The organism is Xanthomonas sp. F1 (assembly GCF_014199855.1).
Genome location: NZ_JACHOK010000010.1, coordinates 125,293 through 147,450 on the forward strand (window position 1 = coordinate 125,293; position 22,158 = coordinate 147,450).

At 71.4% G+C, this 22,158-nt stretch carries 20 protein-coding genes; 12 read left to right on the forward strand and 8 right to left on the reverse strand.

Features of this window, described 5'->3' with window-relative positions; translation table 11 throughout:
• Positions 1-5 precede the first annotated feature (5 nt).
• A complete protein-coding gene (gene purH, locus GGR71_RS18300; protein WP_160957995.1) occupies positions 6-1,589 on the reverse strand; it encodes a bifunctional phosphoribosylaminoimidazolecarboxamide formyltransferase/IMP cyclohydrolase in 1,584 nt (527 codons plus the stop codon).
• A gap of 417 nt (positions 1,590-2,006) precedes the next feature.
• Here purH and GGR71_RS18305 point away from each other — a divergent pair, with 417 nt between their 5' ends.
• The 8 genes from GGR71_RS18305 (at position 2,007) to GGR71_RS18340 (ending at position 9,942) form a co-directional block, all read left to right on the forward strand.
• Positions 2,007-2,621, forward strand: coding sequence for a CDP-alcohol phosphatidyltransferase family protein (locus tag GGR71_RS18305; protein ID WP_160957993.1), 615 nt, complete (start codon positions 2,007-2,009; stop codon positions 2,619-2,621).
• 64 nt (positions 2,622-2,685) lie between these two features.
• Entirely contained in the window at positions 2,686-4,440 is a 1,755-nt protein-coding gene (locus GGR71_RS18310) for a bifunctional alpha/beta hydrolase/class I SAM-dependent methyltransferase (RefSeq protein WP_160957990.1), read from the forward strand.
• Positions 4,437-5,774, forward strand: coding sequence for a phosphatase PAP2/dual specificity phosphatase family protein (locus GGR71_RS18315; protein WP_160957988.1), 1,338 nt, complete (start codon positions 4,437-4,439; stop codon positions 5,772-5,774). Before GGR71_RS18310 ends, GGR71_RS18315 begins: the two co-directional genes overlap by 4 nt.
• Positions 5,771-6,220: a hypothetical protein gene (locus GGR71_RS18320; protein ID WP_160957985.1), complete on the forward strand. Its 450-nt coding sequence runs from the start codon at positions 5,771-5,773 to the stop codon at positions 6,218-6,220. Before GGR71_RS18315 ends, GGR71_RS18320 begins: the two co-directional genes overlap by 4 nt.
• A complete protein-coding gene (locus GGR71_RS18325; RefSeq protein ID WP_237474263.1) occupies positions 6,220-7,689 on the forward strand; it encodes a TIGR04222 domain-containing membrane protein in 1,470 nt (489 codons plus the stop codon). Before GGR71_RS18320 ends, GGR71_RS18325 begins: the two co-directional genes overlap by 1 nt.
• Positions 7,689-8,342, forward strand: a complete 654-nt coding sequence (locus GGR71_RS18330) for a CDP-alcohol phosphatidyltransferase family protein (protein ID WP_160957980.1) — start codon at positions 7,689-7,691, stop codon at positions 8,340-8,342. Before GGR71_RS18325 ends, GGR71_RS18330 begins: the two co-directional genes overlap by 1 nt.
• Positions 8,339-8,971, forward strand: a complete 633-nt coding sequence (locus GGR71_RS18335) for a lysophospholipid acyltransferase family protein (protein WP_160957978.1) — start codon at positions 8,339-8,341, stop codon at positions 8,969-8,971. Before GGR71_RS18330 ends, GGR71_RS18335 begins: the two co-directional genes overlap by 4 nt.
• On the forward strand, positions 8,968-9,942 hold the full coding sequence (locus GGR71_RS18340; RefSeq protein ID WP_160957975.1) for a phosphatidate cytidylyltransferase: 975 nt from the start codon (positions 8,968-8,970) through the stop codon (positions 9,940-9,942). The genes GGR71_RS18335 and GGR71_RS18340 overlap by 4 nt, the downstream gene beginning before the upstream one ends.
• A 594-nt stretch (positions 9,943-10,536) precedes the next feature.
• Here the strand turns inward: GGR71_RS18340 and fis are convergent.
• The 4 genes from fis to prmA form a co-directional block, all read right to left on the reverse strand.
• A complete protein-coding gene (fis, locus tag GGR71_RS18345) occupies positions 10,537-10,809 on the reverse strand; it encodes a DNA-binding transcriptional regulator Fis (protein WP_010343856.1) in 273 nt (90 codons plus the stop codon).
• Positions 10,810-10,925: 116 nt separating this feature from the next.
• A complete protein-coding gene (locus GGR71_RS18350; protein ID WP_343160794.1) occupies positions 10,926-11,588 on the reverse strand; it encodes a DUF3426 domain-containing protein in 663 nt (220 codons plus the stop codon).
• Positions 11,589-12,013: 425 nt separating this feature from the next.
• Positions 12,014-12,391 (reverse strand): helix-turn-helix domain-containing protein, encoded by a 378-nt coding sequence (locus GGR71_RS18355; RefSeq protein WP_160957972.1) that lies wholly within the window; start codon positions 12,389-12,391, stop codon positions 12,014-12,016.
• A 183-nt stretch (positions 12,392-12,574) separates the two neighbouring features.
• Positions 12,575-13,495 (reverse strand): 50S ribosomal protein L11 methyltransferase, encoded by a 921-nt coding sequence (prmA, locus tag GGR71_RS18360; protein WP_160957970.1) that lies wholly within the window; start codon positions 13,493-13,495, stop codon positions 12,575-12,577.
• 234 nt (positions 13,496-13,729) lie between these two features.
• Here prmA and GGR71_RS18365 point away from each other — a divergent pair, with 234 nt between their 5' ends.
• Both GGR71_RS18365 and GGR71_RS18370 read left to right on the forward strand, forming a co-directional pair.
• Positions 13,730-14,656, forward strand: coding sequence for a hypothetical protein (locus tag GGR71_RS18365; RefSeq protein WP_160957967.1), 927 nt, complete (start codon positions 13,730-13,732; stop codon positions 14,654-14,656).
• Complete coding sequence (locus GGR71_RS18370) at positions 14,653-15,006, forward strand: hypothetical protein (RefSeq protein ID WP_048489336.1); 354 nt, start codon at positions 14,653-14,655, stop codon at positions 15,004-15,006. Before GGR71_RS18365 ends, GGR71_RS18370 begins: the two co-directional genes overlap by 4 nt.
• Before the next feature lie 278 nt (positions 15,007-15,284).
• On the opposite strand, the gene accC is transcribed toward GGR71_RS18370, so the two are convergent.
• From accC to aroQ, 3 genes are all read right to left on the reverse strand, one after another.
• Complete coding sequence (gene accC, locus GGR71_RS18375; RefSeq protein ID WP_010343850.1) at positions 15,285-16,649, reverse strand: acetyl-CoA carboxylase biotin carboxylase subunit; 1,365 nt, start codon at positions 16,647-16,649, stop codon at positions 15,285-15,287.
• Positions 16,650-16,786: 137 nt separating this feature from the next.
• On the reverse strand, positions 16,787-17,269 hold the full coding sequence (gene accB / locus GGR71_RS18380) for an acetyl-CoA carboxylase biotin carboxyl carrier protein (protein WP_160957964.1): 483 nt from the start codon (positions 17,267-17,269) through the stop codon (positions 16,787-16,789).
• 92 nt (positions 17,270-17,361) lie between these two features.
• A complete protein-coding gene (aroQ, locus tag GGR71_RS18385; RefSeq protein WP_019801847.1) occupies positions 17,362-17,808 on the reverse strand; it encodes a type II 3-dehydroquinate dehydratase in 447 nt (148 codons plus the stop codon).
• A 315-nt stretch (positions 17,809-18,123) separates the two neighbouring features.
• Here aroQ and GGR71_RS18390 point away from each other — a divergent pair, with 315 nt between their 5' ends.
• Together GGR71_RS18390 and GGR71_RS18395 are read left to right on the forward strand one after the other, a co-directional pair.
• Complete coding sequence (locus GGR71_RS18390; RefSeq protein WP_160957961.1) at positions 18,124-20,082, forward strand: beta-N-acetylhexosaminidase family protein; 1,959 nt, start codon at positions 18,124-18,126, stop codon at positions 20,080-20,082.
• 351 nt (positions 20,083-20,433) lie between these two features.
• On the forward strand, positions 20,434-21,831 hold the full coding sequence (locus GGR71_RS18395; protein ID WP_160957958.1) for an FAD/NAD(P)-binding protein: 1,398 nt from the start codon (positions 20,434-20,436) through the stop codon (positions 21,829-21,831).
• Positions 21,832-22,158: the final 327 nt, after the last annotated feature.

Below are 22,158 nucleotides of genomic sequence, written 5' to 3' on the forward strand. Positions count from 1 at the left end.
AGACCTCAGTGGCGGAAGTGGCGCACGCCGGTGAACACCATGGCGATGCCGTGCTCGTCGGCCGCGGCGATGACCTCGGCGTCGCGCATCGAACCGCCGGGCTGGATCACTGCCTTGATGCCGGCCGCGGCGGCGGCGTCGATGCCGTCGCGGAACGGGAAGAACGCATCGGAGGCCATCACCGAGCCTTCTACGGTCAGGCCGGCGTCGGTGGCCTTGATGCCGGCGATGCGCGCCGAGTACACCCGGCTCATCTGCCCGGCGCCGACGCCGATGGTGCGGTGGTCCTTGGCGTAGACGATGGCGTTGGACTTGACGTACTTGGCCACCTTCCACGCGAACAGCAGGTCGGCGAACTGCGCCTCGCTCGGCGCCAGCCGGGTCACCACCTTCAGCGCATCGCGCGGCACCACGTGGGCGTCGCTGGTCTGCAGCAGGATGCCGGAGCCGACCCGCTTGCTGTCGATGCCGTAGGCGCCGTCGCCGGCAGGGATGCGCAGCACGCGCACGTTGGCCTTCTTCTTGGCGTACGCGAGTGCGGCGTCGTCGTAGTCGGGGGCGATCAGCACCTCGACGAACTGGCGGTCCAGGATCGCCTGTGCGGTGGCCGCATCCAGGCGCCGGTTGAAGGCGATGATGCCGCCGAAGGCGCTGGTCGGGTCGGTGGCGTAGGCCAGTTCGTAGGCGTCGCCGCAGCCGGCGCCGACCGCCACGCCGCACGGGTTGGCGTGCTTGACGATGACGCAGGCCGGCGCGTCGAACTGGCGCACGCATTCCCAGGCCGCATCGCTGTCGGCGATGTTGTTGTAGGACAGCTCCTTGCCCTGCAACTGGGTGAAGGTGGCCAGGGTGCCGGGCGTGGGGTGGAGGTCGCGGTAGAATGCGGCCTGCTGGTGCGGGTTCTCGCCGTAGCGCAGTTCCATCACCTTGACGAAGCTGGAATTCATCTGCGCCGGGAACGGGCTGCGCGCCGGCACCGCGGCGTCGCTGGCGGTGACCGCGGACAGGTAGTTGCTGATCGCCGCGTCGTACTGTGCGACGCGGTTGAACGCGGCCACGGCCAGGGCGAAGCGCTTGACCGCCGACAGCCGGCCGTCGTTGGCCTCCAGCTCGGCCAGCAGTTCGGCGTACTGCGCCGGGTCGGTGGCCACGGCCACGCGGGCGAAGTTCTTGGCCGCCGAGCGCAGCATCGCCGGGCCGCCGATGTCGATGTTCTCCACCGCGTCGGCGAGCGTGCAGTCGGCCTTGGCGGTGACCGCCTCGAACGGATACAGGTTGAGCACCAGCAGGTCGATCGCGGCGATGCCGTGTTCGGCCATCACCGCATCGTCGGTGCCGGCGCGGCCGAGCAGGCCGCCGTGCACCAGCGGGTGCAGGGTCTTGACCCGGCCGTCCATCATCTCCGGGAAGCCGGTCAGTTCGGACACGTCCTTCACCGCCAGCCCGGCCTCGCGCAGCGCCTTGGCGGTGCCGCCGGTGGACAGCAGTTCGACGTTGCGCGCGGCCAGCGCGCGGGCCAGGTCGATCAGGCCGGTCTTGTCGGAAACGGACAGCAGCGCCCGGCGCACGGGCAGGAAATCGGAGGGCATGGGGCAGGGCGGGGGCAGCGGAACGGGCCGCCATTGTAGGCGCTGAGGCCCGCCGACGCCCGGCCGACGCGCGGGCCCGGCAGGCGGATCGTGCATGGCGAGCGTATTCCCGGCGATCGCGCCGAGGCGGCGGTGGCCGGTGCGCAGGTGCGGTGGCGCGCTGCAGGCCGTGCTGCGCGACAGCCTTCGACGCATCGACGGCACGCAGGCCGAGTTGCTTCGCGCGCGGCGCCTGCATGGGCGGAGCGGCGGTGCGGGGCGAGGGGAGCAGTCTGGCAGCGCGTCGAGCACATAGCCGATGGTCGCAGGTTCGAATCCCGCCCCCGCTACCAGCGGTTGCACGCGCGCCATCGCGCGCGCCGCCGCTGCGATGCATTAGGCTGTCGCCGCCCCGCCCTCGCCGTCAGGACCACGCGCGTGTCGATCTATGCCCTCAAAGGACGTTTCCAGGACCTGCTGCGGCCCGGCGTGCGCGTGCTGTACCGGCTCGGCGTCACCGCCAACCAGGTGACGGCGGCTGCGGCGCTGCTGTCGCTGATGGTCGCCGCGGTGGTCTACGCGCAAGGCGCGGTGCAGCCGCTGTGGTACGCGCTGCTGCCGCTGTGGATGCTGCTGCGGATGGCCTTGAACGCGGTGGACGGCATGCTGGCGCGCGAGTTCGGCCAGCAGTCGCGGCTGGGCGCCTACCTCAACGAACTGTGCGACGTGGTGGCCGATGCGGCGCTGTACCTGAGCCTGCTGAGCGTGCCGGGCGTGATGGGCGGCTGGGTGTGGTTGATGGTGCTGACCGCGGCGCTGACCGAGTATGCCGGGGTGCTGGGGCTGATGGTCGGCGCCAGCCGCCGTTACGATGGGCCGATGGGCAAGAGCGATCGCGCCTTCTGCGTCGGCGTGCTGGGGGTGTTGCTGGCGTGCGGGTTGCCCGGTGCGCCGGCCGTCAATGGCTTCGCTGGGGTGGTGGCGTTCCTGTGCGTGTCGACGACGGTGCGCCGCGTCGCGGCCGGATTGCGCGAGGCGGACGCGCGCGACTGAGCGGGTGCGGCCATTGCGGGCCGCGGGATACATGGATTCACCACAGACAGGACATCGGCAACGGATGCGGCAGGTCAACGAAAGCGAATTCGCCAGTTTCGACGGCACACGGCTGTTCTACCGGCATTGGCCGGCCACCGCGCCGGTGGCGCCGCCCAGGGCAATCGTGCTGCTGCACCGCGGCCACGAGCATTCCGGGCGGGTCATGCACCTGGCCGAGGAACTGGGCCTGGACGACTGCGCGCTGTTCGCCTGGGATGCGCGCGGCAACGGCCGCTCGCCCGGCGCACGTGGCGATGCCCCCGGCTTCCCGGCGCTGGTGCGCGACCTCGACCACTTCGTCGCGCATATCGGCGAGGTCCACGGCATCGCCGTGCAGGACATCGTGGTGATCGCGCAGAGCGTGGGCGCGGTGATCGCCAGCACCTGGGTGCACGACTATGCGCCGCCGCTGCGCGCGCTGGTGCTGGCCTCGCCGGCGTTCAAGGTCAAGCTGTACGTGCCGTTCGCGCGGCCCGGGCTGGCCTTGCTGCAGAAGTTGCGCGGCAACTTCTTCGTCAACAGCTACGTCAAGCCGCAGTGGCTGACCCACGACCCGGCGCGGGTGGAGAGCTACCGCAGCGATCCGCTGATCACCCGGCCGATCTCGGTGCGGGTGCTGCTGGGCCTGTACGCGGCGGCCGACCGCGTGGTCGGCGATGCGCAGGCGATCACCGTGCCGGTGCAGTTGCTGGTGTCCGGCAGCGATTTCGTGGTGCACCGCGGCCCGCAGGACCGCTTCTACGAGCGCCTGTCCTCGCCGGTGAAGGAGCGCCACCTGCTGCCCGGTTTCTTCCACGACACCCTGGGCGAGCGCGACCGCGCGCCGGCGCTGGCGCAACTCCGTCGCTTCGTGCGCGAGCGCTTCGCCGCCGCGCCTGCGCTGCCCAGCCTGTTGCAGGCGCACCGGCATGGCCCGACCTTCGAGGAAGCCGAGCGCCTGGCCTGGCCGCCGGAGCGCTACAGCCTGCAGGACCTGCGCTGGCGCGGCGTGCGCGCCGGCCTGCGCCTGGGCGGGCGGCTGTCCGAGGGCATCGCCCTGGGCCTGCAGACCGGCTTCGATTCCGGCAGCACGCTGGACTACATCTACCGCGACCAGGCCGCCGGGCGCGGCCCGCTGGGGCGGATGATCGATCGCAACTACCTGGATGCGATCGGCTGGCGCGGCATCCGCGTGCGTCGCCAGCATCTGCATGAGCTGCTGGGCCTGGCGATGCAGCGGCTGCGCGCCGCCGGCCTGCCGGTGCGCGTGCTGGACATCGCCGCCGGCCACGGCCGCTACGTGCTGGAAGCGCTGGCCGGCGGCAGCCAGCGCGCCGACGCGATCCTGCTGCGCGATTTCAGTCCCTTGAACGTAGCGCAGGGCCGCGCGCTGATCGCCACGCTCGGCGCCACCGACATCGCCCGCTTCGAGCAGGGCGACGCCTTCGACCGCGACGCGCTGGCGGCGTTGCAGCCGCGGCCGACGCTGGCGGTGGTGTCGGGCCTGTACGAACTGTTCCCGGACAACGACCAGGTGCTGCGCTCGCTGCAGGGCGTGGCCGCGGCGGTGGAGCCGGGCGGCTACCTGGCCTACACCGGCCAGCCCTGGCATCCGCAGCTGGAGTTCATCGCCCGCGCGCTGACCAGCCACCGCGGCGGCGCGGCCTGGGTGATGCGCCGGCGCACCCAGCAGGAGATGGACGAACTGGTGCACGCGGCCGGCTTCCGCAAGCTGGAGCAGCGCATCGACGACTGGGGCATCTTCACCGTGTCGCTGGCGCAGCGGATCGCGCCATGAGCGTTGCGGCCGCGCGGCCGTGGCGGCGTGCGCTGGCCTGGCTGGCGCTGCTGGGGCCGTTCTTCTTCCTCAGCTACGGCCTGGCCAACACGCTGGCCGCGCGTCGCGCCGACGTGCCGTCGCTGCCGTTCGCCTGGGAAACCCAGATCCCGTTCTGGCCGTGGACCATCGTCCCGTACTGGTCGATCGACCTGTTCTACGTGATCTCGTTCTTCGTCTGCCGCACGCGTGCCGAACTGGACACGCATGCGCGGCGCCTGCTCACTGCGCAGGTGCTGGCGGTGAGTTGCTTCTTGCTGTGGCCGCTGCGCTTTAGTTTCGAGCGGCCACCGACCGAGGGCGTGTTCGGCTGGCTGTTCGCTGTGCTGCTCGGCTTCGACAAGCCGTTCAACCAGGCGCCGTCGCTGCACATCGTGCTGCTGGTGGTGCTGTGGGTGCGCTACGCGCAGCACCTGCACGGGTTGGCGCGGTGGGCCCTGCACGGTTGGTTCGCGCTGATCGGGCTGTCTGTGCTGACCACCTACCAGCATCACTTCCTCGACGTGCCCACCGGCCTGGCCGCCGGCTGGCTGTGCGTGTGGCTGTGGCCGGAGCGCATCGCCGCGCCGTGGCGGGCGGCGGCACCGGCGCGCGATCTGCAGCGCTGGCGCCTGGCCGCGCTGTACCTGCTCGGCAGCGCGGCCTGCGTGGCCGCCGCACGCGCGCTCGGCGGCGCCGGCTGGTGGCTGCTGTGGCCGGCGCTGTCGCTGCTGCTGGTCGCGCTCAGCTACGCGCTGCTCGGCCCACTCGGCCTGCAGAAGCGCGCCGACGGCCGCCTGAGCCTGGCCGCGCGCTGGCTGTACGCGCCGTACCTGGCTGCCGCCTGGCTCAACTCGCGCGCGTGGACCTGGCGCGACCCGGCGCCGCGCGCGATCGCCGACGGCGTCTGGCTCGGGCGCATGCCCGGCCGCGGCGAACGCACGCGCTTCGCCGCGCTGGTCGATGTCAGTGCGGAGCTGTCGTTGCGTCCGGCGCAGGCGCACGATCGCGTGGTGCCGATGCTGGACCTGGTGGCGCCGCCGGCCATGGCCTTGCGCGCCGCCGCCGACGCGATCGAGACGGCGCGCGTGCACGGCCCGGTGCTGGCCTGTTGTGCGCTGGGCTATTCGCGGAGCGCCGCCGCGGTCGCCACCTGGCTGCTGCGCAGTGGTCGCGCCGCCAGTGTGGACGACGCACTGGCGCTTTTGCGGACCCGCGCGCCACGGATCGTGCTGGGACCGGCGCAGCGTGCCGCCATCGCTGCCGCCTGCGCCACGCTGCCGGCGCCGCTGCAGACCCAGGAGTTGCCGGCGTGAGCACGCCACTGGAACTGCGCACGATGGCCGCGGTGCTGCGTCAGGCGGCGCCGCTGGACCGGTTGTCGCTGCTGTTGCTCGCGGTGACCGTGCTGCTGGCGGCGTGGTATGCCGGCACCGGTGCCGCACTCGCTGTGTCCTGCTGCGGCGTCGCCGCGTTGGCCGGCCTGTTGCAGCGCTACTGGGCGGCGCGGGTCGGTCTGGACGTGGCGCTACTTGAGGCGGTGCTGGCCGAGCCGGACCTGCAGCGCGCCGGTGCCGACCTGGACGCGGCCCTGCAGCGCCTGGGCCTGCTGTGCACGCTGCCGCCGCCGCGCGACTGGCTGGCGCGCTGGCAGGGCATGCGGCGCTTGCTGCGGCGGCAACTGCTGTGTTTCGCCCTGCAGGTGCTGGCCTTGGTGCTTGCCCTGTGCACGGCGCCAACCGGCTGGCTGGTAGTGCAATGATGCGAGCATCCACGCCGTTGTTGCCGACCGCGGTCGATCCCGATCACGCGGCGCTGTGGCAGCGTCTGCAGGCCGATGGCTTCGGCGAAGGCGAGGCGGCGCTGCCGGCGTTCGAGCGCCGCGTCGCCGAGGAGGCCGGCGTCTCGCTGGCGCTGGCCGCGCAACTGGTCGAGGAATACCGGCGCTTCTGCTTCCTGGCCTGCGTCGCCGGCGAGGAGATCACGCCGAGTCCGCTGGTCGACCAGGCCTGGCATGCGCACCTCACCGACACCCGTGAATACTGGCAGCGGTTCTGTCCGCAGGTCCTGCGCCGCACGCTGCACCACCATCCCGGGCGCGGCGACCCGGCCGACGCCACGCGCTTCCAGGCGCAGTACCGCGCCACCCTAGCGCACTACCGGCACTACTTTGGCGAACCGCCGGCGGCGTGTTGGCCGGCGCCGGCCGGTACGCGGCCACCCGCGCCGGCAATGTGCCAGGCACGCACGCGCCGCACCGCGCCCACGCGCGGCGGCATCGCCCTGTGGGGCTGGATGCTGGGCATGGCGCTGCTGTTCGCGATGCTATGGCAGCGCCACGGTCCACTTGCGCCGCTGCACTGGCCCGGGCCGCCGTTCCTGCTGCTGTTCCTGGCCGGCATCGGCCTGGCCTGGAGCCTGGGCGCGCGCCTGCGCCTGGCCGCGCGCGGACTGCGCCGCGCGGCGCTCGATACGCCACTGGACGCTACCGAACTGGCCTATCTGGCCGGCGGCGGCGAGCGCGTTGCCGACCAACAACTGGCCCTGCTGCTGGCGGCCGGCGCGGTGCGCCTGCAGGCCGAGCCGCACGTACGTCGCCAGGCGCGGCTGCAGCACACCACGGTTGCGGTGCCGCCGGCGCTGCAGCGCGCGCTGGCGATCGTGCGCGCGCATCCGCACCTTCAGCCGGCGCTGGCCGCGTTGCAGCGCGACGCCGCGCCACTGCGCCGGGCACTGGTCGACAAGGGCCTGTGGCTGGGCCATGGACAGGCGCTGTGCGCACGCCTGTTCGGCGCCGCGCCGTTGCTGGCGCTGTGGTCCCTGGGCTTGATGAAGTTGCGCATCGGCCTGCAGTTGCACCGCCCGATCGGCTTTCTGGTGGCCGCGATGGTGGTGGTCACGGTCGTTGCGCTCGGCTTCCTGCTCACGCCGCCACGGCGCAGCGTCGCCGGCGACGCGCTGCTGGCCGAGCGCGAGGCGGCCTGGCGCGACGGCGTCGCCGCGCCCTCGCTGACGCCCGGTTCGCATCTGGCGCTGCCGCTGGCTCTGGCCGGCACCAGCGTGCTGATGACCACGCCCTGGGCCGACTACCACGCCCTGCGTTCGCCGCTGCCCAACGGTGGTGGCGGTAGCGCTTCGACCAACAGTTGCGGTGGCGGCGGTGGCAGCAGCGACGGTGGTGGCAGCAGTTGCGGCGGCGGTGGCTGCGGCGGGTGTGGAGGCGGCGACTGATGGCCGGTTCGACCTGGCAGGCGCGGCGGGCGCAGTGGCGTGCGCGGCTGGCGCTGGCGTTGCGCGCGCGCGGGGCCACGCCCAACGGCGTGTCCTGGAGCGGACTGGCGTGCGCGGTGCTGGCCGCGTCGATGTTCGCTCTGGCCTGGCGCGAGCCGCCGCTCAATGCCGCCGCGCTGCTGGTGCTGGCGGCGCTGGCGCTGCAGGCGCGGCTGCTGTGCAACCGCCTGGACGGGCTGTTGGCGCATCAGGCACAGCTGATCGGCCGTGCCGGCGCGGTATACAACGAGGCGCCGGACCGGTTGTCGGATGTGGCGGTGTGCCTGGGCGTGGGCTATGGCCTGCAGCCGGTGCTGGGCATCGGCGCGGAACTGGGCTGGGCCGCCGCCCTGCTGTGCGTGGGCACTGCCTATGTGCGCATGCTCGGCCTGGCGTGTGCGGTGCGCGAACCGCTGCAGGGGCCGATGGCGCGCGTGCAGCGCATGCATTGGTTGTCGCTGGCCGCGCTCCTGGCCGCGGCCGCGCTGCTGCTCCAGCACATCGCCCTGGCCCGCATGCTGCTTGCCGTGGCGCTGGCGCTGCTGATCGCCGCCGCCGCCCTGACCATCGTGATGCGCGTGCGCGCCATCGTGCGCGAACTGGAGTGGACATGATCGCCCGCCTGATCGCCCGCGGCTGCAGCGCCGCGATCCGTCTGCTCACCGGCGCGCGTGCGCTGTGGCGCGGCTGCATGCCGTCCAGCGAGCGCCGGGTGTATTACGGCAACCACGCCAGCCACGGCGATTTCGTGCTGATCTGGTCGTCGCTGCCGGCATCGCTGCGGCGCGAGGTGCGGCCGGTGGCAGCGGCCGACTACTGGCAGCGCGACGCGCTGCGCCGCTACCTGATCCACGCGGTGTTCAATGGCGTGCTGATCGAGCGCGACCCCCAGCAGCGTACGCGCGATCCGATCGACTGCCTGTGCGAGGCGGTCGACGGCGGCGATTCGCTGATCCTGTTTCCGGAAGGCACGCGCAACACCGAGGATGGGCTGCTGCCGTTCAAGAGCGGCCTCTACCACCTGGCACGGCAGCGCCCGGAACTGGAGTTCGTGCCGGTGTGGATCGACAACCTCAAGCGGGTGATGCCCAAGGGCATGTGGTTGCCGCTGCCGCTGCTGTGCACCACCACCTTCGGCGAACCGCTGCGGCTGGGCGCCGGCGAGGACAAGCAGGCCTTCCTCGATCGCGCGCGCGCGGCCTTGCTGGCCTTGGCGCCGGAGCAGGCGGAGGCGGCCCGATGAATCCGATCGCATTGAGCGAACACCTGCAGCAATCCTCGCTGCGGCAACAGACGGTGTGGCTGTTCCTGGGCATCGCCACGGTGCTGGTGGTGGCCACGCTGATCGCCGAGACCTTGCGCTGGCGCGCACGCGGACGGCCCAGCGCGGTGCTGGACAACCTGGTGGCGCGGATTCGCGCGTGGTGGGTGATGGCCGGCGTGGTGGCGCTGGCGTTCGCCTTCGGCCGGCTGGGCGTGATCGTGCTGTTCGCGCTGGTGTCGCTGTTCGCGCTGCGCGAGTTCATCACCCTCACGCCGACCCGGCGCGGCGACTACTACGCGCTGTTGGCCGCGTTCTACGTGGTGCTGCCGTGGCAGTACTGGCTGGTGTGGAGCGACTGGTACGGCCTGTATACGCTGCTGATCCCGGTCTACGCGTTCCTGGTGCTGCCGATCCTGGCGACCATCGGCGGCGACACCACGCGCTACCTGGAGCGTACCGCCAAGGTGCAGTGGGGACTGATGATCAGCGTGTTCTGCATCTCGCACGTGCCGGCGCTGCTGAACCTGCGCATTCCCGGCTACGAGGACCGCAACCTGCTGCTGTTCGCGTTCCTGGTGATCGTGGTGCAGTCCTCGGACGTGCTGCAGTACGTGTGGGGCAAGCTGCTTGGGCGGCACCTGATCGCGCCGAAGCTGTCGCCGTCCAAGACCGTGGAAGGTTTCGTCGGCGGCATCCTTTCGGCCAGTCTGCTGGGCGCGGCGCTGTGGTGGATCACTCCTTTCTCGCCGCTGCAGGCGTTCGCGCTGGCGCTGGTGGCGAATCTGATGGGCTTCTTCGGCGGCCTGGTGATGTCGGCGATCAAGCGCGACCGCGGCATCAAGGACTGGGGCCACATGATCGAAGGCCACGGCGGCGTGCTCGATCGCTTGGACTCGGTGTGTTTTGCGGCGCCGGTGTTCTTCCACCTGATCCGTTATGGATGGGTGTGAGTGGGGCTGGGAGTGGGGATGGTGGGATTGGGGATTCGTGGGTGCGTCGCGCGCTGCGCGTGTTGCGCATCTGCGGGCGTAGGAGCGTCTTCAGCCGCGATGCCTTCCCGATAGCGTGTCGGGGCTGATCGCGCAGCAAGAGGGCAAGAATTTTTTTTACATACCATCGCCATCGCCATCGCCATCGCCATCGCCGTTCGTCTGGCCGGCGATGGAGGTTGGGCGATGCGATCGCACTTTGCCGCGAGGGTGTGATGTCGCATTCGTTGCAGCAGGGCTGCAGCCCTGGCGCTTCAGCCAGTATCGCGTCGGGGCTGAAGTCCCTCCCACAAGGGCGAGGCGTGGCGTTCGGAGCACCGTGCTTTTGCGCAGCGTATTTCGACCGACTTCGCCCCTATGAGGCGATTTGGGTTCAGGCGTCGCGGCTGAAGCCGCTCCTACGAGAGCGATGCACAGGCGCTACAAGCTGTGTGTCGGAATCGCTTGAGTCAACTCATGCGGGACAGCACGCTGGATTTGCGATTCCCAATTTCCGGCTTTTCAACAGCCGCAGGCTGGCCATCCCGAATCACGAATCCCCAATCCCGGCCTCACTCAAGCCAGCCCGTATTCCTTGAGCTTCTTGCGCAGGGTGGCGCGGTGGATGCCCAGCAGCGCGGCGGCGCGGCTCTGGTTGCCTTCGCAATGGTTGAGCACTTCCACGAACAACGGGATCTCCATCTCGCGCAGCACGATCTCGTACACGTCGTCGGCGTCGCAGCCGTCGAGGTCGCGCAAGTAGCGGCGGACCGATTGCGCCACGTGTTCGCGCAGCGGCGGCTTCGGCGCGCCGCGACTGGAGTCAGGACGAGTGGTGGCGGCGTTCAAGTTCGACGGATCCCCGGATGACAGCGGCGCAGGACGGCAGGAGGGCCGGCGCGGGGGGACGAGTCTAGCGCGTGGCCTGCGCCGCTGCCATGGCGCAGTGCCCGAACGCAGCGTTCTCAGTGGAAGTCGAAACTGAATGCCGCAGTCTCGGCGGCCGGTTCGCGCACCTGGAACGCGATCTGTGCGCTCTGTCCCGGCGCAAGTGTGGCGCTGTCCGGACGCGCGCGGCCCAGGTACTCCTGCGGGCGCAGCACGCGGCTGCCGATGGTGCGGCCATCGGCGTCGGCCAGCGACAGTTGCAACAGCGGCCAGGCCTGCGCCCAGCGCGCGTCATTGCGGAACGTCGCCTGCACCTGCAGGGTGCCGGCATGGCCGGGCAGCGGCCGCACCTCGCGGCTGAGCATGGTGAAGGCGGCCGGCTCGCGCCAGGCCGGCACGCTGCAGCGCAGCACCTGGCAGACCCCGGCCACCCAAGGCCGCCAGCGCGGGTCGGCGCCCAGGCGCTGGCGATCGGCGATGAGGATCTGCAGCGCCAGCAGCAAGCCCAGCCCGGCCAGCGCGATCCATTGCCATGGCGCGGCGCGCAGCACCGGGCGGCGCGTGCGTGGGCCGTGCAGGAAGCTCGGTGTGGCGGCGGCGGTAGCGGGTGTCGCGGCCGGTGCTGGTGCCGGGTCCATCGCCGGTGCGGGCGCTGGCGGCAGCGCCTCCAGATCTTCCGTGTCAGGCGTGGCGTGGGGCGCTTCAGCGTCGGTGGTGGCCTCGGTCTCGATCGGCTTCACGTTCGCAGACGCAGCCGAGACGCTCGGCGCTACGGGCGCTACGGGCGCTACGGGGGGCGCTGCTGTGTCGGTCAGCGGCGCTGCTGCTGCCAACGCGTCATCGCCCGCCGCCGGCGCGACCGGCGTCTCGCCCGGCGAGGCGGCCGGATCGGGCCGACGCAACAAGGTGGCGAGGCTGGGGCGGGGCGGAGTGCGATCGGGCATGCGCGCGGACAACGACGGCGAGAGCCGTATTCAAGCATGCGCCGGCTGGATCTGCAGCGCACGGCAGACGGCTGCGGCCTTCCAGACGTCAGACAGGCGCGCCGCAGCGGCCACCGCGCGAGCAGGGCGCAGAACCGGACCTGGCAGAGATCCTTGATTCGATTCCCGATTCCCGATTCCCGATTCCCGATTCCCAGCTCAAGCGATCCGCCGCGGTGGACTCAGCGCGACCTGCGGGTATCGAGCAGGTCGAGCAGCCCGGCGCGCTGGCGCGGGCTCAGGCTTTCGAAGCGCTCCAGCAGGCGCAGTTGCTGGTCGGTGAACTGGTACTGGCTGGGCAGTTCGCCGATGGCGGCGGCATCGGCCGTCATCGGTTCGCCGAACACGCGCTCGCCGCGGCCGGTGGCCAGATACTCGAAACTCAGCCCGCTGCGGCGGGCCAGGGCGATCAGGTGCTCCACGGCTGGCGCCGTGCCTTCGGCCATTTCCCACTGCGCCACCGCGCTGCGGGTCACGCCCAGGTCCAGCGCCAGGGCCTCCTGGGTGAGGCCGGTGAGCTTGCGCGCTTCGCGCACCCGTTCGTACAGCTTGCTGTTCACACGCACCTCCGCAGGGGAGGCGAGATATAGCCGCGCCGGCGCTGGCGGTTGGTTCGCTGCGCTGACCGGCGGCCGAATGTTAGCGATACTGTCTTCGGATCGCTGGCCGGTCCGCGCGGCGCGGACCAGTCGCGGCCTGGACTGCCGCGCGCTGGTGGTGCCGGGCGCGGGCGCGCTGCCGGTTCAGTCGCGGCGCACGCCGTCGATGCGCATCCAGTCGCCGTCCTGCTCGGTGCGCAGTTGCGTGAACCACGGCGCGTAACGCTGCAGCAGTTCCTGTTCCTGGCCGTGCAGGATGCCGGACAGGGCGATGCGCCCGCCCGGCGCCACGCGCGCGGCCAGGGTCGGCGCCAGCGCGTCCAGCGCCGAGGCGAGGATGTTGGCCACCACCACCGGATAGGTGGCGGCCGGTTCGTCGGCGGGCAGGTACACCGACAGGCGCTCGCCGACCGCGTTGCGCTCGGCGTTGTCGTGGCTGGCCAGCAGCGCCTGCGGGTCGTTGTCCACGCCCACCGCGGCGGCGGCGCCCAGCTTCAGCGCGGCCAGCGCCAGGATCCCCGAGCCACAGCCGAAATCGAGCACGCGCGCCTGCGCCAGGGCGCCGTCGGTGGCCAGTGCGTCCAGCCAGCGCAGGCACAGCGCGGTGGTCGGGTGGGTGCCGGAACCGAACGCCAGGCCCGGGTCCAGGCGCACCACGGCGGCGTCGGCGCCGCTGGCCTCCTCCGGCAGGTCGTGGTTCCACGGCACGATGAAGGTGCGCGCGCCGAAGCGCATCGGCTGGAACTGGTCCAGCCAGGCCCGCTCCCAATCCTGGTCGTCGACCTTGCGGAAGGTGGCCTGGGTCCAGTCCAGCCCGGGGTCGAACGCCTCCAGTGCGGCCAGCAGCACCAGCGCGTCCTGCTCCTCGGGGAACAGCGCGGTGAGCACCAGCGTGCCCCACAGCGGCGTCTCGCCCACGCCCGGTTCCAGAATCGCGCGTTCGTTGCTGGTGTCGGCGTCGGCATCGAGCAGGGTCACCGCCAGCGCGCCGACGTCCTCCAGCGCGGTCTCGTAGCGGGGCTGGGTGGCGTCGGTGCAGCGCAGGGTCAGTTCGAGGAACGGCATCGGTCGGTGGGGTAATGAAGGGAAGCGCGCATCTTAGACGGGCGGCGGACCTCGCGCTGGAGGCCGCCTGTGCCGGCGCGCCGTGCCGTTCGTCCGTGCCGCTGGTCCGCGCGTCCTTGCCGCGGCGCCATTTGGCGCATGCCATGGCCGCAGCCTGGGGTAGACTGCCGGCTCGCAGCGCCGGGCGACAGGGGGTCCGGCTGCGCTTCTGCCCGTTGCCCGGCTCTCTCGCGCATGCCCGTCGTGTCCCGTCCAACCTGGCTGTTGCTGGCGCCCGCTGCGCTGTTGCTGGGCGTGGTCGCCTATCGCGCGCTGTCGCTGCCGGCGACACCGGCGATGTCCACCCCGGTGACCGCGGTCGCGGCCGGCGCCTCCCGTGCGTCCGCCGTGCCCGTTACCACGCCAGTGCCACCGTCTGCGCCGTCGCGCCTGCGTGGGGAGGGCGAGGGCGAACGGGGCGCCGATCTCTACCGCGCCGCGCAGCAACTGTCGATCGCCGCCGCGCACGGCGACCCCGAGGCGTCCTGGCGGCTCAGCCGCATCTACGATTACTGCGCCGGCTATGCGATGGACCCGGTCGGCTACGGCGCCGACACCCGCGCGATCGCCGACGCGCGCCTGCCGACCTCGGCGCAGATGGTGCAGGCGCGTGCCCGCGTCGGCCGCCGTTGCGCCGGTTTCGTGCCGGGCGATGGCCTGACCCGCCAGGCCATCGTCGCCCAGCGCGTGCAGGCCGCGCGCGGCGGCAACCTGGCCGCCGAAGCGGCGCTGCTGGCGCTGGGCCAGCCGTTGCATGCCGGCGCCGAGTACAAGCGCGATCTGGTCGCACGGGTGCGCGCCTCGGGCGATCCCGACGCCTACGTGGCGCTGGCGCCGGCGATGGGCCTGGCCGCCAGCGGCGACGACGGCATGGACGGCGGCGTGGCCGGCACCCAGTTTTCCGAATTGGCCTGGCAGCTGGCCGCCTGCAGGCTGGGATTGGATTGCGGCCCGGACAGCGAGTTGATGACCCGCTACTGCGCCAACGGCGGGATCTGCTCGCGCGACCCCACTCAGGATTTCAGCAGTTTTGTTTACGACGCCGCGGTCCCGCGGCAAGGCACGGACACGATGAACGACATGGTCAACCGACTGGTGGACACCACGGGAGCAGGCTCATGAATTACCGGCGATGGCTGCATGGCGCCAAATTCTGGTTCTGGGTCCTGGCCTTCGTCGCCTACTCGGCGGCGGCGGCGGGCCTGCTGCTGATCGACACCGCCGAACAGCGCTACCGCGGCCTTTCCAAGGTCGAACTGACCACGGCGCATTCGGCGCCTGACGTGCGCCGTGCCGGCGCCGCGCAGGTGGCGGCGATCTATCGCGCCAACAGCGGCATGCCGTTCTCCACCCTGGCCCCGGGCAGCACCTTCCAGATCGTCTGGCCGGACGGCTCCACCGAGACGGTGATGATCGTCAGCCCGACCTCGAGCCTGGGCGTGGAGCCGGTGGCGGGGACGCAGACGAAGTAGCCGGGATTCGGCATTGGGGATGGGGAGATCGGGAATGGTGGGCTGCGCGTGTGCCAGCCCGCTGCGATGCTGCTGGCTGTCGTAGGAGCGGCTTCAGCCGCGACGCCTCACAGGCAACCGGTCGCGGCTGAAGCCGCTCCTACGACACCTGGGACGGCGTGCGCCGATCGCGCCACTCCGGATGGAGTGGCGCTTTTTCATCAGCACGTTTGGCGCCAGCCTGCGCCGGTGCCGCGTCTTGCGAATCCCAAATCCCGACTCCCGAATCCCAGCCGTTCCTACAGCGCGATCGACTTGTTCTTGCGTTCGGCCAGGCGCTTTTCCAGGTAGTGGATGTTCTGGCCGCCGGCCTGGAAGCCCTTGTCGCGCATGATCCGCTGCTGCAGCGGGATGTTGGTCTTGATGCCGTCCACCACCATCTCGCTCAGCGCCACGCGCATGCGCGCGATCGCGGTCTCGCGGTCGGGGCCGTGCACGATCAGCTTGCCGATCATCGAGTCGTAGTTCGGCGGCACCTTGTAGCCGCTGTAGATGTGCGTGTCCACGCGCACGCCGGGGCCGCCGGGCGGGTGGAAGCCGGTGATCAGGCCCGGGTTGGGCATGAAGGTTTCCGGGTCCTCGGCATTGATGCGGCACTCGATCGCATGGCCGCGCAGGACGATGTCCTTCTGCTTGATGCTGAGCTTGTGCCCGGCGGCGATGCGCAGCTGCTCGCAGACCAGGTCGATGCCGGTGATGCGCTCGGTGACCGGGTGCTCCACCTGGATGCGCGTGTTCATTTCGATGAAGTAGAAGCGGCCATTCTCGAACAGGAACTCGAAGGTGCCGGCGCCGCGGTAGCCGATGCGGATGCAGGCGTCCACGCAGACCTTGCCGATCTCGTTGCGCAGTTCCTCGGTGATGCCCGGCGCCGGCGCTTCCTCCACCACCTTCTGGTGGCGACGCTGCATCGAGCAGTCGCGCTCGCCCAGATGGATGGCGCCGCCCTGGCCGTCGGCCAATACCTGGATCTCCACGTGGCGCGGATTCTCCAGGAACTTCTCCATGTACACCTGGTCGTTGCTGAAGGCGGCCTTGGCCTCGGACTTGGTGGTCTCGATCGCGGCCTTCAGCGCGGCCTCCGAATGCACCACGCGCATGCCGCGGCCGCCGCCGCCGCCGGCGGCCTTGATGATCACCGGATAGCCGATCTCGCGGGCGATCTTGGTGTTGGCGACGATGTCCTCGCCCAGTGGGCCGCCCGAGCCGGGCACGCACGGCACGCCAGCGGCCTTCATCGCGCGGATCGCCTCGACCTTGTCGCCCATCAGGCGGATGGTGTCGGCCTTGGGCCCGATGAAGATGAAGCCGGACTGCTCCACGCGCTCGGCGAAGTCGGCGTTCTCCGACAGGAAGCCGTAGCCAGGGTGGATGGCCTGGGCGTCGGTGACCTCGGCCGCGGCGATCAGCGCCGGGATGTTGAGGTAGCTCTCCGAGGAGGGCGCCGGGCCGATGCACACCGACTCGTCGGCCATGGCCACGTGCTTGAGGTTGCGGTCCACGGTGGAATGCACCGCGACCGTGCGGATGCCGAGCGTATGGCACGCGCGCAGGATGCGCAGCGCGATTTCGCCGCGATTGGCGATGACGACTTTATCGAGCATGGGATGGGATTCCGAACGCGGGAGGTGTTCGGGACCCGGGACCCGGGACCGGGGACCCGGAAGAGCAGGAGCCAAAGCCGAATCCGGCGCTCTTGCTGTTCCGGGTCCCGGGTCCCGGGTCCCGGGTCCCGGCTTCTTCAGCCGATGACGAACAACGGCTGATCAAACTCCACCGGCTGGCCGCTTTCGCCCAGGATCGCGACGATGGTGCCGGAGACGTCGGCTTCGATCGGGTTGAACATCTTCATCGCCTCGATGATCGCCAGGGTCTCGCCGGCCTTGACCGTCTGGCCGACGCTGACGAAGGCGGGTTTGTCCGGCGACGGCGAGGTGTAGAAGGTACCGACCATCGGCGCGCGCAGCACGTGGCCCTCGGGCAGGGCGTTGCCGGGCTTGGCGCTGCCGCCGGTGGAGGCCTCGGTGGGCGAGCTCATCGGCATCGGCGCGGCCGCGGCTGGCGCGGCCACCGGGGCGGCGGCCACGTACTGCGGCGCGCTGGCGGTCATGCCCTTGGGGGTGCGGGCCAGGCGCACGCTTTCCTCGCCTTCCTTGATCTCGATCTCGGCGAGATTCGATTCTTCCAGCAGGTCGATCAGTTTCTTGATTTTGCGGAGATCCATAACGGCCTCGTGAGGTGACTTTGAAAAAGACCGGGCGCGCGGCCCGGGGACTCAGACAGGTAGGCGCGGTGCCGGTCGGGCGTGGGCGCGGCTCATGCGGCCGCTCCCAGCCGGGTCAGTGCCGCGTCCATCGCATAGCGGTAGCTGTCGGCGCCGAAACCGCAGACCACACCGACCGCGTGGTCGCTGAAGTAGCTGTGGTGGCGGAACGGCTCGCGGCTGTGCGGGTTGGACAGGTGGATCTCGATGAACGGGATCGCCACCGCCGCCAGCGCGTCGCGCAGCGCCACCGAAGTGTGGGTGAAGGCCGCCGGGTTGATCAGGATGAAGGCGGTGCCGTCGCCGCGCGCGGCCTGCACCCGGTCCACCAGCACGTGCTCGGCGTTGGACTGCAGGCTCTCCAGCGCGTGGCCGGCGGCGCTGGCCTGGGCCAGCAGCGCCGCATCGATCTGCGCCAGGGTGGCATGGCCGTACACGCCCGGCTCGCGGGTGCCGAGCAGGTTGAGGTTGGGGCCGTGCAGCAGCAGCAATCGCGCCATCGGAAACAAAGCAGCGGAAAGGGCGGCAGTCTGCGCGAAGCCGGCATTGCTGTCCAGTTCGGCGAAGTTGTGGGTGTTTTAAACAAATGTTTGATTTTGCCGCCGGTGTGCGGCCGGTCTGAGCGAGGGTGGCAGGCCGCGATGGCGCGGAACACGCACGCGCCTCCGGCTGCGGTTATGTCGCATCTTGCGCGGGCCATGCAAGTGTCGCCGCAGCATGGGACGGCGGTATTGCAGCGCCGCTGCGCATCGGCGTGGCTGGAGGTGGTATATACCATTTGAAAATCACTGAAATACCAATCAGGGAGTGGGCACATGCGAACCGACCGTGCTGGCCGTTGCGGCCTTGGCCGCTACCTCCTGGCGCTGGCGCTGCTGGCCGGCGCGAGCGTCGGCCCCGCACTGGCTGCCGCGCCGGCGACGCTGCCGGCGGTGTACCCGGCGCCGACCGCGCTGCGCCTGCTCGGACCGGAATTGCCGCTGGGGCCGTCGGTGGTGCTGGTGCAGGCCGGCACGCCCGATCCGGCCACCGAGGCGCTGGTGCGTGCGGTGCTGCGCGATGCCGGCGTTTCCCGCATCCGCCGTGCCAGCGCGTTGCCGCGCGACCCGCAGGCGGTGTCGGTGGTGCTCGGCACCGTCGACGCCGCGCCGGTGCGTGACGCGCTGGCCGCCGTCGACCTGGACGTGCCGGAGCGCGCGGAAGGCTATGCGCTCGGCAGCATGGCCAGCGGCGGCGGCACGCGGATCGTGCTGGCCGGCCGCGACGGCGCCGGCCTGTACCACGCGGCGCAGACCTTGCGGCAACTGGTCGCGCACGGGCGCATCGCCTCGGTGGCGGTGACCGACGCGCCGGCGATGCCGGTGCGCGGCACGATCGAAGGGTTTTACGGCAAGCCCTGGAGCATGGCCGAGCGCGCCGCGCACCTGGCGTTCCTGGCGCGCTTCAAGGCCAGTACCTATATCTACAGCCCCAAGGACGACGTGTTTGCGCGCGATCGCTGGCGCGCGCCGTACCCGGCCGCCACGCTGGCGGCGTTGGGCAAGCTGGCTGCGGTCGCCAACCGCGAGCACATCAACTTCGTCTACGCGCTCTCGCCGGGGCCGTCGATCTGTTACAGCGACGCGGCCGATCTGCAGGCGATCCGGCGCAAGTTCGCCGCACTGCGCGCGCGCGGCGTGCGCAGCTTCTACATCGCCTTCGACGACATCGAATACACCAAGTGGAACTGCCCCGGCGACGCCAGCGCGTTCGGCCCCGCCGGCGAGCAGGCCGCGGCCACCGCGCAGGCGCAGCTGCTCAACGCGGTGCAGGCGGACATCGCCGCGGCCGGCCACGGCGCGCTGATCATGGTGCCGACCGAGTACTTCAACGTCACCGAATCGCCGTACAAGGCGACGCTGCGCAAGGCGCTGGATCCGCGCGTGGTGGTGCAGTGGACCGGTACCGACGTGGTCCCGGCGTCGATCTCGGTGAGCGATGCGAAGAACGCAACCAAGGCGTTCGGGCGCAAGACGCTGCTGTGGGACAACTATCCGGTCAACGATTTCGCCGAAACCACCGGGCGCCTGCTGCTGGCGCCGTACGACCGCCGCCAGGCGGGGCTGTCGGCGGAGCTGAGCGGCATCGTCGCCAATCCGATGAACCAGGAAGTGGCCAGCCGGCCGGCGGTGGCCGGCGTGCTGGCCTTCGCCTGGAACGACCGCGGCTACGACGCGCAGCGCACCTGGCGCGCGGCCGCGCGCGACCTGGCCGGCGGCGACGCGCAGGTGGCCGACGCGTTGCTGGCCTTCTTCGATACCCAGCACCTGGCGCCGACCTTCGGCCATCTGCCCTGGCAGCCGCAGGCGCCGCGGCTCAAGGCCCTGATCGACGCCACCCGCGACGCGCTGGCCGACGGCGATCCGGCCGCCCGTACCGCAGCGCTGGGCGCGCTGGGCCGGGCGGCCGACGATCTGGCCGCGGCGCCGCAGCGCATCCGTGCCGGCGCCGCCACCGGCGCGTTCGTGGCCGAGGCGGCGCCATGGCTGGACGCGACCGTGCTGTGGGGCCGCGCGCTGCGCTTGAGTGTGGACGGGTTGAACCAGGCGCTGGCCGGCGATCCGGCCGCCGAGCAGGCCTTCGCCACGGCCCGGCAGCTTGCCGCGCAGGCCGCGGCGATCCCCTCCATTCCCGGCGCCACCCGCTTCGGCGGCCCGGTCAAGGTCGCCGACGGCGTGCTGGACAGCTTCGTCGCCGATGCGCCCCGCCTGGTGGAGCGTTCGCCGGCGCGGTAGCGCACGGCGCGCGGATCTGGATCGGTGCAGGTCGCAGGCGCGGCGCCACAGGCCGGTCGCCGCGGCCATCATGCAGCGGCACCGCGGCTAGCGCGACGTGAGCCAGCGCCGGCGGCACGCGTTCTCTTGTTCCGACGCGGCCGCTTGATCGGCGACCGATCGCAGCGCACGGCGCCGTCTCGGCGATCTTCCAACTGGTGAGCGGCAGCGCCCTCCCAGCCCGCTCATGGGCATTGCCCATGTGCTGATGTCCGATCGCCATGCCGCGCAGCACGCGCATTAACCGGCGATTTACACCCGCGCGGCGCATCCCGGGCACAAAGGACGCCCCGGGCGACCAAGGTGCGTGCCATGCGAATTGCGATCATCGGCGCAGGATTCTGCGGCAACGTGCTGGCCGCGGCGCTGGCCCGGCAGGGCACCGCCAGCCGCATCACCCTGGTCGGCATGGCCGACACCTTCGGCCGCGGCATCGCCTACGGCGCGGCGTGGCCGGAGCACCTGTTGAACGTGCGCGCCAAGGACCTGGGCGTGGATCCGCAGGACCCGGGCGGGTTCGCCGCGGCGCTGCAGCTGGATGCCGCGCAGGGCATGGCGTTCCTGCCGCGGCTGCAGTACGGCCAGTACCTGGAGCAGCACCTGGCGTCGGCGCTGGCGGCGTCGGCGACCGAGGTGGTGCCTGTGGCGCAGGAGGCGGTGGCGCTGGAGCGCGATCCGCACGGCTTCCGCGTGTTCCTGGCCAACGGCGAGGACTTCGCCAGCGACGTGGTGGTGCTGGCGATCGGCGCACTGCCGCCGGCGGCGCTGCCAGGCATCGGCCCGCGCCTGGCGGTGCACCGGCGCTACATCGGCTGGCCGTGGCAGGACGGCGTGCTCGACACGGTGCCGCCGCAGGCGCGGCTGCTGCTGGTCGGCACCGGCCTGACCATGGCCGACGTCGCCCTGACCCTGCGCCGGCGCGGCCACCGCGGCGCGATCACCGCCTTGTCGCGGCGGGGCCTGGCGCCGCAGGCGCATCTGCCGCAACCCGGCGCGCCGGTGAGCCTGCCGCCCAGCGTGGCGCAGGCGCTGCGCAGCCACGATCTGCGCGGCCTGGTGCGCAGCCTGCGGCAACTGACCACGGTGGTGGAGGACTGGCGCTGCGTGGTGGATGCGCTGCGTCTGCATCTGCAGCCGTTCTGGAGCGGCCTGGCGCCGGCGGCGCGCGCCCGCTTCCTGCGCCACCTGCGGCCGTACTGGGAGGTGGCGCGGCACCGCCTGGCGCCGGCCGCGGCCACCGCGCTGGCGCAGATGCAGCAACAGGGGCAGTTGCGGATCCGTGCCGGGCGCCTGCTGCGTGCGCGCCTGGGCGAGGACGCCGTGGAAGCGGTGATCCGCGACCGCGCCGACCGCGGCGCGCGCACCGAACAGTTCGACGTGCTGATCCGCGCCACCGGGCTGGATACGGACGTCGCCCGCACCAGCCATCCGCTGGTCGCGGCGCTGCGCGAGGCCGGCCTGCTGCAGGCCGATCCGCTGGGCCTGGGGCTGGCGGTCGATCCGCGGCTGCGGGTGCGCGACGCCGGCGGCCAGCCGGTCGCCGGCTTGTATTGTCTGGGGCCGCTGCTGCGCGGCGGCCTGTGGGAGATCACTGCGGTGCCGGAGCTGCGCGCCGCCGCGCAGCGCTTGGCCGAGGAACTGGCGACGCTGGCGCAGGTGCGGACCGGGAATGGCGGTGTTGGCGAAGCGCGGCAGCGGCAGGCGTTCTAGCTGGCTGATCCTGTGCGGTGGGGAGGTGTGCTGAGAGTCGACTGTCGTGCAGCCGCGACGTGCGAAGCGGTGTGCTTCCGATGGTGCAATGCGTCGGGACTGAAGTCCCTCCCACAGTGCACCCAGCGGGCTCGCCGCGAGCTTCCGTGGAGCGGTTTTAGCCGCGGCAGGGCTTTACCAGGAATCCCGTTTCGACTGCACCGGAGCCTCTCATCATCCTCAAGGCGTGCGCGTAGATACCGTCTTACCCCCTAGCAGGCAAGGGCCCTTTTCGGGTCGAACGCGGTGCCCGATTTGAGGACGCCGTAGGCGAGGTGCAGGAGCTTG